Raw genomic sequence first — 12,007 nt, 5'->3', positions numbered from 1 at the left:
GTATTAATTTTGAAGTTCATTAAAAAATAGAACTTTAAAAATGGCCAAGTTTAAATTAGACGAAACAGACCACCAGATTCTTGATATGCTTATTGAGAATACAAGGACACCATTTACAGATATTGCCAAAAAACTACTTATTTCTGCCGGAACGGTACATGTGAGAGTGAAGAAGATGGAAGAAGCAGGAATTATTATTGGTTCCTCTTTAACCTTAGATTATAAAAAGCTTGGATATGCCTTTATTGCATATGTAGGTGTATTTCTTAAAAATACTTCTCAAACTAAATTTGTTCTTGAAAGGATAAATGAGATTCCTTTTGTGACTGTAGCTCACGTTACTACTGGTAAGTTCAACGTTTTTTGTAAAATTCGCGCAAAAAACACACAACACGCCAAGGATATTATCTTCTTACTTGATGATATCGAAGGGGTGTATAGAACGGAAACAATGATTTCTCTAGAAGAGAGTATTAATGATAAAAAACGACTGATGCACTCTATTTTTAAAGACATGTAAGCAGTTCTAAACTTATTTTCAAAGCCCTTTAGACTGCTGTGTTTAAGGGGCTTTTTTTATTAAACATTTGAATAATTTACCATCCTAAAAATTAATTATGCACAGAGAACCAAGATTAGATAGATTTAATGATAACGTGCTTGCAAAATACCAGGTTTATAACAGTATATTCTTAACCCTGCCGTATGATGATATTAGACAGACGGGAGCACTCCTGCCTTTGTTTCAGGAAGTATGTGAAACAGGCTTTGAGAATAACCAAAATCCTTCACAAATTGTAGATAGATTTTTTAATAAATACGGAGAGAACCCTACAGAGGAAGAAAAGGTAGATCTCCTTTTTAGATTTATTCAATATATAGAAAGACAGGTAGTACTTTTTGATGCCATTGAAGATGCTTCGTTCTCTATAGTGAATAATATGGATGGCCGCGGAACTCTTAGAAGTGTAAAAGAAGAGGCTGAAGCGAAGCAAAAAACAGAAGAATTAAAAGAATACTTAAAAAGATTTAATGTAAGGCCAACACTTACTGCACATCCCACCCAGTTCTATCCTGGTACGGTATTAGGTATTATTACAGATTTGGATAAGGCAATTCAAAAGAATGATCTTGTTAAGATCAAGCAATTACTGGCTCAATTGGGTAAAACCCCGTTCTTTAAGAAGGAAAAGCCTACGCCCTACGATGAGGCTGTAAATCTTATTTGGTATTTCGAGAATGTATTCTATCAAAGTGCCAGTAAGATCCATAATTACATTCAGCAGAATATATTTGACGGTGAAGACATTGGCAATCAAGTGGTGAATTTAGGTTTCTGGCCCGGGGGTGATCGTGACGGAAATCCTTTTGTAACTACAGATATTACCCTGAGAGTAGCAAAAAGATTAAGAAGAACCATACTTCTTAATTATTACAGGGATATTCGAAAATTGAAAAGGAAGTTAACTTTTAGAGAGGTACATGAGTTAATGACTGAAATAGAAAGAAGCCTCTATGACTCTGCCATTTCTAAATCGGGGAATATTAAAATTTCACTTGAAGACTTTAAGTCTAAACTGCTCAAGATCAAAGACATTCTTAAAAAGCAACATCAATCCCTGTTTATTGATGATGTAGATGATATGCTAAATAAATTACATTTGTTTGGCTATCATTTTGCTACTTTAGATATCCGTCAGGATTCAAGTATACATCAGGAAGTATTGGAAGATTTAAGTAAGCTTCAGCCAGAATTAATTCCAGCTGATTATAATGATCTGGATGATGCTAAACAAATTGAACTATTGAGCAATGTACAGGGTAAACTCGATCCTGAAGAGATGGAAGAAGGAATGACAAAAGCTACGATCTCTTCTATATATGCAATGCAGGAAATTCAGAAGAAGAGTGGAGAGATGGGAGCAAATCGCTATATAATTAGTAATTGCGGAAGTGTACAGGGAGTACTTCAGCCATTTGCATTTTTAAGAATGACTGGTTGGGAAAAACCAAGTGTAGATGTTATACCTTTATTTGAAACGGTTCCAGATCTTCAGGATGCCCACAATGTAATGGAACAGCTTTATACAAACCCGGTATATAAAGAACATTTAGAAAGAAGAGGGAATAAGCAAACGATCATGTTAGGTTTTAGCGACGGAACCAAAGATGGCGGATATTTAATGGCAAACTGGAGCATTTATAAGGCAAAAGAATCTTTGACTAAAGTTTCCAGGGAATATGGAATTAAAGTAGTATTTTTTGATGGTAGAGGAGGACCACCAGCAAGAGGAGGTGGTAAAACACATCAATTTTATGCTTCACTAGGCCCAACCATAGAAAACGAAGAAATTCATCTTACCGTTCAGGGGCAAACGATCAGTTCTAATTTCGGAACTAAAGATTCCTGTACTTATAATCTTGAGCAATTGCTAAGTTCAGGAGTTTCTAATGAGATTTTCAGTAATGGTAAAAATGCTTTAAAAGACGAGGATAGGCAGACCATGACGGAGTTAGCAGAAATAAGTTATAAGACATATACTAACTTCAAGAAACATCCAAGGTTTATACCTTACCTTGAAAAGATGAGTACCTTAAAATATTATGCCAAAACAAATATTGGTAGTAGACCATCAAAACGTAACAAATCGGCTGAACTGAATCTTTCAGATCTTAGGGCGATTCCGTTTGTAGGAAGTTGGAGCCAATTGAAACAAAATGTCCCTGGTTTTTTTGGTGTTGGAACTGCTATGGAAAAACTAGAGCAGGATGGTAATTTTGATAAGGTGAAACAACTTTATGAGAATTCAGAATTTTTCAAGACATTACTGGAAAATAGTATGATGAGTCTTACTAAGTCATTCTTTCCTTTAACGGCGTACATGCAAAATGATGAAGAGTTTGGAGAGTTCTGGAAACTAATTCATGAAGAGTTTGAAAGAACGAAGAAAATGTTGCTAAAGGTAACCGGGTACAATGTTCTAATGCAAAATCAGCCGGCAGGAAGGGCTTCTATCCAGGCTCGTGAAAGAATTGTATTGCCGTTGCTTACCATTCAACAACATGCATTAAGAATGGTACAGGAATTAAGTAAAGATCCCGATAAGACCGGCGAGAAACTGGAAACCTTCGAGAAAATGGTAACTCGTTCACTTTATGGAAATATTAATGCAAGTAGAAATTCAGCTTAAATGATTAAATCAGATTTAACAAAGGGTGAGATTGGTGATTTTTATTGGGGTTATATTAATAGAATTCCTGGTGATGCCGAACTAATTCAAACCTTAAGGAATAATACAAAAGAGTTTAGTGATTTTCTGGAGTCTATCCCAGAGGATAAATGGGCTCATCGCTATGCTCCTGAAAAATGGAGTATTCTTGAAATGGTTCAGCATATTATTGATACCGAGAGAATTTTTCAATATAGAGCCCTTTGTTTTGCGAGGAATGAAAATGCAGCTTTACCGGGCTTTGATCATGATGTGTATGTGCTAAATTCTGATGCTGAAATACGTAAACCTTCAGATCTTATTGAAGAGTTTAACTCTGTAAGGGATTCAGGTATCTTTTTGTTTAAAAATCTTACGGAGCAGAAACTTAAACTTAACGGTAATATGAATGATATGAATGCTACGCCCCGGGCCATTGGTTTTATTATGGCCGGGCATGCATTACATCACAAGGAAATTATTAGCAATAAATATCTTTGATGTTTAACTCACTCAAAATATTCCTAAAGCTTTTAAAAAACACATACATAAGCTGGGATAAGAACGAACCCTATGCACGTAGTGCTACTATTGCGTATTATGCGTTATTTTCTTTACCATCATTATTAATTATAGTGGTAAGTATTGCTGGTTACTTCTATGGAAGAGAAGCTGTACAGGGAAGGATTACCAGGCAAATAGGTGATTTTATTGGTTTAGATGCCGCTAATGCAATTGAGAATATGATCGAGAGTGCTGCACTATCTCAGGATTCTATTCTGGCCATTATATTTGGTTTTGCAATGTTGATCTTTGGTGCTACCGGAGTTTTTTTTCAGCTTAAAGTGGCGATGAACAATATTTGGAATGTTGCTGCTAGAAAAACAAACTTCTTTAAGATGGTATTAGATCGTATGATCTCATTAGGGATGATCTTCGTAATTGGATTACTTCTTTTGGTGACGCTCGTTATTTCAACCCTTATGAATGTACTTGCAGATCAAGCGGGGCAGGTCTTTCCTAATGTTACTGAATTAGCGGTAATAGTTTCAAATTTTATTCTCTCCTTCTTTTTTATCACAACGCTATTTGCGATGATCTTTAAATTGCTTCCAGATATCAGGATTAGATTGCGAACCACGTATACCGGAGCGGCTCTTACTGCAATATTGTTTTTAATTGGAGAATTTTTAATTAGCTTTTATTTTGGTCAGAGTGAACCCGCTTCTGTTTATGGCGGTGCATCGTCAGTTGTTTTAGTTTTATTATGGGTGTATTATACCTGTTTAATTCTCTTTTTTGGTGCGGAATTTACTGTTCAATACGCATTAATTAAAAAAGAAAAGGTGGAGCCAAATCGTTTTGGAGAACCGGCAATTTATCAGGAAATGAAAAAACTGGAGCAAAAGCGTGTTCAGTTAAAAGAAGAAAAATATATTGTAGATCGTTTGAAATCATACCTGGATCTTGAGGAGAAAAAAACTAAAGAAAGTGATTCTTCCAATACTTAATAAAGCTTTAACTTAAAGCACCTTGTTTTTAGTAGAGCCTTAATATACTTTCCCTAAACCAATTTTTATCTTCGAATAAACTAAAAAAAGACTTTATTATGGAAAAGAAGATTGCAATTTTGGCTACTCACGGATTTGAAGAAAGTGAGCTGGCATCTCCAAAAGAAGCGATGGAGAAGGAAGGATTTAAAGTAGAGATAGTAAGTCTGGAAAAAGGAAAAATTAAATCCTGGGACAAAGATAACTGGGGTAAGGAATATGAAGTGAACAAGACCCTGGATGAAGTTTCAGCAAAAGATTATAACGCATTAGTACTACCAGGAGGAGTTATTAATCCAGATAAACTAAGAAGGGAAGAAAGCGCATTAATTTTTGTTAGAGACTTTTTTAAGCAAAGCAAACCTGTAGGAGCTATTTGCCATGCTTCCTGGACATTGATTAGTGCCGATGTTGTAGAAGGAAGAACTATGACGTCTTTTAACTCTATAAAAAAAGACCTGGAGAATGCCGGGGCACTTTGGGTAGATAAAGAAGTTGTGGTTGATGAAGCTTTGGTTACCAGTAGAAATCCCGATGATCTTCCTGCATTTAATGCTAAGGTTATTGAAGAAATAAAGGAAGGAAAGCATGACCTGCAGCACGCTTAAGACATTTTGAAAAATTTGAATAAAAAAGGAACGTTAATTACGTTCCTTTTTTTTATTCTCATGGTCTTAATATATCAACCTCTTATTTTACTGATAATTTTTAAAGTGGGAAAAATAAATTTCACAATAATGCTTTTTGAAGCTACTGCATAGAAATTTACTTATCACCATCTTCTTCTTCATCTTCTTTTTCTGGAATATCAACAATTGGATCGTTGTACTCAGAATCATCGTAGTCTTCTTCGTCAAAATTTGCCATTGTATTTTCCAGACGGGTACTTACTTTTACTAGATACACAGTATCCTCAGTACGTACCTCGACAGCATCAACTGTTTCGTTTTTCGCATTTTTGAAAGAAATGACGTGATCATCGTCATAGCCATCTGGATACTTCTCTACAAGCAGGCTTAAAATTTCTGGAGTTAGCTTTTTGTAATCTACGATTATCCGTTTCATAGTTTCATTGGTTTATGCAAGTATAAATAAAAAAATAAATCAGATACAATACTTGGGTAGAATATATCTTATTTTTTTTAATCAGTTAAAATTCAAATTGTTGAGTAGAAATCAAATGCCTTTTTTATAAGATCATCTGATACGGTAATATCATAAACCGGCTTTCCTATATCTTCAAGCAACACAAAGTTGATATTTCCGTGTTCATTTTTTTTATCAAATTTCATGAGTTCCTTTATCTCTTTAATGTCATCTTCTAAAAAGCTTTCAGTACCATACATACTCTTTATAATTTCAGTGACCTGTTGCAATTTATTTTCAGGAAAACCTTGTAATTTAACCGACAAATAAGTTTCCAGGATCATACCGGCTGCAATAGCCTCGCCATGTAAAAGTTTCTTTTTTTGGGAATGAGTCAGGCAATAAGATTCAATAGCATGCCCCAGGGTGTGACCGTAGTTTAATGTTTTTCGAATATTCTGTTCAAAAGGATCTTTTTCAACAATGGCTCCTTTAATCTCAACAGACTCCTTGATAATATCATCTAAATCTGATAAGTTCAGCTCTGAAAGTCTGGAAACCTTTTCCCAATACATTTCATCAGCAATTAATCCATGCTTTAGAATTTCAGCAAGACCACTTCTCATTTCCAGAGCAGATAAAGTCTCCAGGTAAGTTGAGTCAATAAGCACCAATTCCGGTTGATTGATCACTCCAATCTGGTTCTTTAAATTTCCAAGGTCCACTCCTGTTTTACCTCCAACCGATGCATCTACCATAGAAAGAAGGGTAGTAGGAATATTGATGAATTTAATTCCACGTTTAAACGTAGAAGCAACAAATCCGCCTAGATCTGTAACTACGCCTCCACCCAGATTAATAAGAAGACTTTTCCTGTCTGCTTCTAATTCTGACAAAGCATTCCAAACGCCTTCACAGGTTTGAAGGTGTTTAAATTCTTCTCCCGCTTCTATCTCTATAACCTCAGTTTGAAACTCGACTTTAATCTTCTGAAGAAATCTGGAAAGGCAAAGTTCATGCGTGTTGCCATCTACAAGTATGAACACTTTTGAAGGCTTTTCTTCCTCTAGAAGATCATTGAGCCTGGAGTATCCATCTTGTCCATAAAATACAGAATCTAATGATGTTGGTAAATCGTTCATTTCATTAAGATTTATGCTGTCGAAATTAAATAGAAATTATGAATTAACTCAACTTCAATAATTATATTTGCGCGATTAACAGCTCAAAATGATAAATAAAAAGATTTTCAATAATACTAAATCGGCTTTTAAATTAAAGTCTAATGCTGAATTGGATAGAGCTATTTTCCTATTCAGTATGATGAATTATTCTTCTTTGGTTAAAGCAGGTAGTTCGTTAACAAAATTATCCCTGAAACTTCATCTACCCGTTGAAACATTAATAAAGAAAACAATCTTTGAACAGTTTTGTGGTGGTGTGACAGAAGATGATTGTAAACCTGTGATCAAGGAAATGTATGATGAAAATCTTCATTGTATTTTAGATTACTCCGTAGAAGGCAAAAAGAATGAGGAGGAATTTGATTCTGCCATGGAGAAAAAGCTAAGTCTTATTGAGTACGCTAAAGATAGCGATGAAGTATCTTTTGCAATGTTTAAACCTACCGGGATTGGAAGGTTTGAAATTTGGGAAAAAGTTAGTGAGAAAATCAGCCTTTCTGAAGATGAAAAAGAGGAATGGGAGAGGGTTAAAAATAGAGTTAACACATTATGTAAGCGCGCTCATGAGCTAGGTGTTCGTTTATATGCCGATGGTGAAGAGACCTGGATGCAAACATCAGCAGATGAGCTCATGGAAGAGATGATGCAAAAGTATAATAAAGATGAAGTACTTATTTTTAATACGCTGCAATGTTATCGCTGGGATAGGTTAGATTATTTGAAGGGATTGCATGAAAGAGCTGAGCAGGCAGGTTTTAAAATAGGAGCAAAAATTGTTCGTGGAGCTTATATGGAGAAAGAAAATGCCCGTGCTAAAAAGCTTGGTTATGATTCCCCAATTTGTGAAAGTAAAGAAGCAACAGATGTAAACTTTAACAGCACACTTTCATACTGCTTAAATCATCTTGAGGATATTTCGGTTTTTATTGGGACTCATAATGAAGTGAGCAGTTATTTAGCACTTCAGATCATGGAGGATAAAGGTATATCTATAGATGACGATCGTATATGGTTCAGTCAGTTATATGGTATGAGTGATCATATTAGTTATAATCTTGGAAGAAAGGGTTACAATGCGGTTAAACTTGTTCCTTTTGGGCCGGTAAGAGATGTTGTTCCTTATTTATTACGACGAGCGCAGGAAAATACTTCGGTTAAGGGACAAACAGGTAGGGAGCTTTCACTACTTAGAGAAGAAAAAAAGAGACGTAGAGGAGACAAATCCACAAAACATCATAGAGAGTAAGTTGAGCTATGAGATGGCTTGCAAATCTTATCTTTTTTAAAATTCTTGGTTGGGAACTGGAAAATCGTTTTGATCCGGCCATAAAGAAGTGTGTAATTATTGTTGCACCTCATACAAGTTCCTATGATTTTTTAATCGGAATTCTAGTTAGAAAGATTATGGGTATCCAGATTAATTTTGTTGGTAAAAAAGAACTTTTTGATTCACCATTTGGTTGGTATTTTCGTGCCGTTGGTGGTTCTCCAATAGACAGGGCAGGGAAGAAGAAAAAGGTAGACGCTATTGCCAGGATATTTGAGGAAAAGGAAATTTTTAGACTGGCAATGTCTCCCGAAGGTACCAGGAAGAAGACCGAAAAGTGGAAGACCGGTTTTTACTATTTAGCTAAAAAAGCTGATGTTCCAATAATCAGGGTTTCATTTGATTATGAGACTAAAAAAGTAAAAATCTCCGAACCGTATTGGCCAAGCGGAGATTTAGAAAAAGATTTTACTAAAATCTTAAATTATTATGATGGTGTGGTTGGGAAAATCCCCGAAAACTTTTAATTACTCCCCGGTTTCTTCTGAAGCCTCCATGGTATGATACACGTTTTGTACGTCATCATCTTCCTCTAGTTTCTCCAGTAATTTTTCAACATCGGCAGTTTGTTCTTCATTAAGGCTTTTTGTTACCTGAGGGATTCTTTCAAATCCTGAAGAAACGATCTCTATCTCCCTGTTTTCCAGTTCTTTTTGAATAGAGCCGAAATACTCAAATGGTGCGTAAATATGGATTCCATCTTCATCTTCAAAAACTTCTTCTGCTCCAAAATCTATTAATTCTAATTCCAGTTCTTCAGGATCTAAACCTTCAGAATGAATTCTGAAATTACATGTATGGTCAAACATGAATTCTACAGAACCTGAAGTACCAAGATTCCCATCAGATTTATTGAAATGGGAGCGAATATTAGCAACGGTTCTATTGTTATTGTCTGTAGCTGTTTCCACCAAAACAGCGATCCCGTGTGGTGCATAGCCTTCAAAAAGCACAATTTTATAATCTCCCTGGGATTTATCAGAAGCACGTTTAATTGCGCGTTCCACATTGTCTTTAGGCATGTTAACGCTTTTCGCATTTTGAATTACGGCTCGTAATTTTGCGTTCGTGTCAGGATCTGGTCCTCCTTCCTTTACGGCCATTACAATATCTTTACCAATCCTGGTAAATGCTTTGGACATTGCAGACCAACGTTTCATTTTACGTGCTTTACGGAATTCAAATGCTCTTCCCATGCTTAGAATAAAATTAGATTCGGGCAAAAATATAAAAAAAGCTTCTAATTTTCCGGGGAAATTTAGAAGCCTTTAGTCTGGTTGTATTTACTTTAATTGGTCGCTTCGATTATATCTTCAATGGCTCGCGCTAATTTAAAGTCTTTTTCGGTAACGCCATCGGCATCGTGCGTAGATAATGAAATCTCAAGCTGATTATAGACGTTGCCCCAATTTGGGTGATGTTGTTGAGCTTCAGCTTCAAAAGCAATGCGCGTCATCACCGTAAATGCTTCTTTAAAATTTTCAAATTGAAATGATGTATGAATAGCATTTTTAGCATAAGTCCAGCCCTCAAACTTTTCCAGTCTATTATGAATCTCGTCTTTGCTTAATTTTTCCATTACTCTTAATTTTATGGTTTTATCTAAGTTAGAAATTAAGCCGACAATAGAAATGCTTGAGCTTTGGTTTAGTATAAGATTAACAGCTATAGTTTAGTGGAGGCTTCAATAACCTGATGTACCGTGATTTGTAAATTAGCAGGTAGCTTATTATCTTTTGGAAGCACAGCTAAAAACCTATCGTAATTTGAATCATATACATTCTTAAAAAGCGGGTTTTCGTAGCCTAATTCTGCGCAAAGATCTTCAATGAAATCTTTTTGATGAGTTAGATCTGTACTACCAAGGTGAAAAACTCCTTGTCTATCCCTGTTTATGAGATAATGTATCTGTTGTGTGACCTTCAGTATTTCGGTAGCATTGATCACCACATTTGGAAAAACCTCCAGTGGCTCTCCTAAATCCAGAATGGTCCTTATTTGTTTTACTCTGGGTGATGATTTACCAAAAACCATAGGGAGCCTTATTATATTATAATTGTGGTTTGGCAAGCGCAATAGTGCATTTTCAATCTTTATCTTAAACCGTCCATAAATACTTTGACTCAAGGTTTTGTCATATTCATAAGAAGGGAAATTTGTAAAGGCATCGAATACATTGGCTGAACTTATAAAAATAAGTTTGCTATTATATTTCAAGATATGATTTACAATAGAGAAATGTGTGGAGATCTGCGATTCAAAACTTCCTCTCAGGGAGGATACAATTACATCGGGACGTAGATTTTCAAGAAGAATTTCTATATTTTCAGTCTCCATATCAAAATGATGAAACTGGTGATTTTCTTCAAAAAAATCATTTTGGGTGTAGTAGGTGCCGTGGGTATCAAAATAGGAGCATAGCTCTTTATATAAGGCGTTGCCTATAAACCCGCTAGCTCCTAAGATGAGTATTCGTTTCAAATAAATTAACCTTTATAAAAGGGCAATTTCACCTGAGTTGCAGTAACGATTTTTTTGCGTATTTGAATTGAAATTTTATTTCCAACACCTGCAAATTCAGCTGGCACATACCCTAAACCAATTCCTTTTTCGAGGGAAGGAGACATGGTGCCCGAAGTTACATCTCCAATTTTCTTACCATTTTCATCAACAATATCATATCCCTGGCGCGGAATACCCTTTTCATCCAGTTCAAAAGCTACGAGCTTACGTTCCGGACCGTTCTCTTTCTGGGCTTTAAGCTCTTCACTATTGATAAAATCTTTTGAAAATTTAGTGATCCAACCTAAGCCGGCTTCTATAGGTGAAGTTTTATCATCAATATCATTTCCATACAGGCAGTATCCCATTTCCAGTCTTAACGTATCTCTTGCAGCAAGACCAATTGGCTTGATTCCATATTCTTTTCCGGCTTCCATTACCGCGTCCCAAACCTGGTGAGCATCTTCATTTCTAAAATAGATCTCAAATCCACCACTTCCCGTATATCCCGTGGCAGAAATAATCACTTTTTCTACACCGGCAAATTTGCCAAGTTCAAATGTGTAAAACTTCATGTTTTCAAGGTCTACTTCAGTGATAGCCTGCATTGCCTCTGCGGCTTTGGGGCCTTGAATGGCCAGTAAAGACATTTCATCGCTCATATCACGCATAGTGGCATCCATCGTATTATGGTGTGCGATCCAATTCCAGTCTTTTTCGATATTAGATGCGTTTACAACTAATAAATATTTTTCTTCATCTATCCTGTATATAATAAGATCATCTACAATACCGCCGTCATGGTTTGGCATGCAAGAATATTGTGCTTTCCCATCAACTAGCTTTGAGGCATCATTAGAACTTATCTTTTGAATTAATTCCAGCGCATTTTCTCCGGAAATTAAAAATTCACCCATATGAGAAACATCAAAAACTCCAAGTTTTTCTCTTACGGTTTGATGCTCAATATTTACTCCTTCGTAGGATACAGGCATATTAAAACCGGCAAAAGGAACCATTTTGGCGTTCAATTCTTTATGCTTTTCAGATAGGGCTATTTCTTTCATTATTTTCAAAAATTTGCGCAAATTTATTCAATTCAGGGTGAATACAATATTTATTTAGGCTTTTTATGGAATTATATTTAAG

At 35.6% G+C, this 12,007-nt stretch carries 13 protein-coding genes; 7 read left to right on the top strand and 6 right to left on the bottom strand.

The window, feature by feature from the left end:
* Positions 1-40: 40 nt before the first annotated feature.
* The 5 genes from BLT95_RS03905 to BLT95_RS03885 all read left to right on the top strand — a co-directional run bounded on the left by BLT95_RS03905 (position 41) and on the right by BLT95_RS03885 (position 5,367).
* The gene (locus BLT95_RS03905) at positions 41-520 is read left to right on the top strand and encodes a winged helix-turn-helix transcriptional regulator (protein WP_089664830.1); all 480 of its coding nucleotides are present in this window, start codon (positions 41-43) and stop codon (positions 518-520) included.
* Between the two features lie 97 nt (positions 521-617).
* Positions 618-3,191: a phosphoenolpyruvate carboxylase gene (locus BLT95_RS03900; protein ID WP_089664829.1), complete on the top strand. Its 2,574-nt coding sequence runs from the start codon at positions 618-620 to the stop codon at positions 3,189-3,191.
* On the top strand, positions 3,192-3,710 hold the full coding sequence (locus tag BLT95_RS03895) for a DinB family protein (protein WP_089664828.1): 519 nt from the start codon (positions 3,192-3,194) through the stop codon (positions 3,708-3,710). It begins immediately after the preceding gene.
* Positions 3,710-4,720, top strand: coding sequence for a YihY/virulence factor BrkB family protein (locus BLT95_RS03890; protein ID WP_089664827.1), 1,011 nt, complete (start codon positions 3,710-3,712; stop codon positions 4,718-4,720). The genes BLT95_RS03895 and BLT95_RS03890 overlap by 1 nt, the downstream gene beginning before the upstream one ends.
* A 98-nt stretch (positions 4,721-4,818) precedes the next feature.
* Complete coding sequence (locus tag BLT95_RS03885; protein ID WP_089664826.1) at positions 4,819-5,367, top strand: type 1 glutamine amidotransferase domain-containing protein; 549 nt, start codon at positions 4,819-4,821, stop codon at positions 5,365-5,367.
* A gap of 157 nt (positions 5,368-5,524) precedes the next feature.
* On the opposite strand, the gene BLT95_RS03880 is transcribed toward BLT95_RS03885, so the two are convergent.
* Together BLT95_RS03880 and aroB are read right to left on the bottom strand one after the other, a co-directional pair.
* Entirely contained in the window at positions 5,525-5,824 is a 300-nt protein-coding gene (locus BLT95_RS03880; protein ID WP_089664825.1) for a hypothetical protein, read from the bottom strand.
* 92 nt (positions 5,825-5,916) lie between these two features.
* Positions 5,917-6,987 carry a 3-dehydroquinate synthase gene (gene aroB, locus BLT95_RS03875; RefSeq protein ID WP_089664824.1) on the bottom strand — a complete coding sequence of 357 codons (1,071 nt, stop codon included), beginning with the start codon at positions 6,985-6,987 and terminating at the stop codon, positions 5,917-5,919.
* 88 nt (positions 6,988-7,075) lie between these two features.
* On the opposite strand from aroB, the gene BLT95_RS03870 reads away from it, so the two are divergent.
* Complete coding sequence (locus BLT95_RS03870) at positions 7,076-8,275, top strand: proline dehydrogenase family protein (RefSeq protein ID WP_089664823.1); 1,200 nt, start codon at positions 7,076-7,078, stop codon at positions 8,273-8,275.
* Between the two features lie 8 nt (positions 8,276-8,283).
* The gene (locus BLT95_RS03865; RefSeq protein ID WP_089664822.1) at positions 8,284-8,823 is read left to right on the top strand and encodes a 1-acyl-sn-glycerol-3-phosphate acyltransferase; all 540 of its coding nucleotides are present in this window, start codon (positions 8,284-8,286) and stop codon (positions 8,821-8,823) included.
* Here the strand turns inward: BLT95_RS03865 and BLT95_RS03860 are convergent, their stop codons facing one another.
* The 4 genes from BLT95_RS03860 to gcvT all read right to left on the bottom strand — a co-directional run bounded on the left by BLT95_RS03860 (position 8,824) and on the right by gcvT (position 11,925).
* A complete protein-coding gene (locus BLT95_RS03860) occupies positions 8,824-9,552 on the bottom strand; it encodes a YebC/PmpR family DNA-binding transcriptional regulator (protein WP_089664821.1) in 729 nt (242 codons plus the stop codon).
* A gap of 92 nt (positions 9,553-9,644) precedes the next feature.
* Positions 9,645-9,935 carry a 4a-hydroxytetrahydrobiopterin dehydratase gene (locus BLT95_RS03855; protein WP_089664820.1) on the bottom strand — a complete coding sequence of 97 codons (291 nt, stop codon included), beginning with the start codon at positions 9,933-9,935 and terminating at the stop codon, positions 9,645-9,647.
* Between the two features lie 86 nt (positions 9,936-10,021).
* Positions 10,022-10,837 (bottom strand): sugar nucleotide-binding protein, encoded by an 816-nt coding sequence (locus BLT95_RS03850; protein ID WP_089664819.1) that lies wholly within the window; start codon positions 10,835-10,837, stop codon positions 10,022-10,024.
* A gap of 5 nt (positions 10,838-10,842) precedes the next feature.
* Complete coding sequence (gene gcvT, locus BLT95_RS03845) at positions 10,843-11,925, bottom strand: glycine cleavage system aminomethyltransferase GcvT (RefSeq protein WP_089664818.1); 1,083 nt, start codon at positions 11,923-11,925, stop codon at positions 10,843-10,845.
* Between the last annotated feature and the right edge of the window lie 82 nt (positions 11,926-12,007).

Origin of the sequence: Gramella sp. MAR_2010_147, from assembly GCF_900105135.1 — a bacterium.
Taxonomy (GTDB): Bacteria; Bacteroidota; Bacteroidia; order Flavobacteriales; family Flavobacteriaceae; genus Christiangramia.
This window is presented reverse-complemented; position numbering and strand designations above follow the sequence as displayed.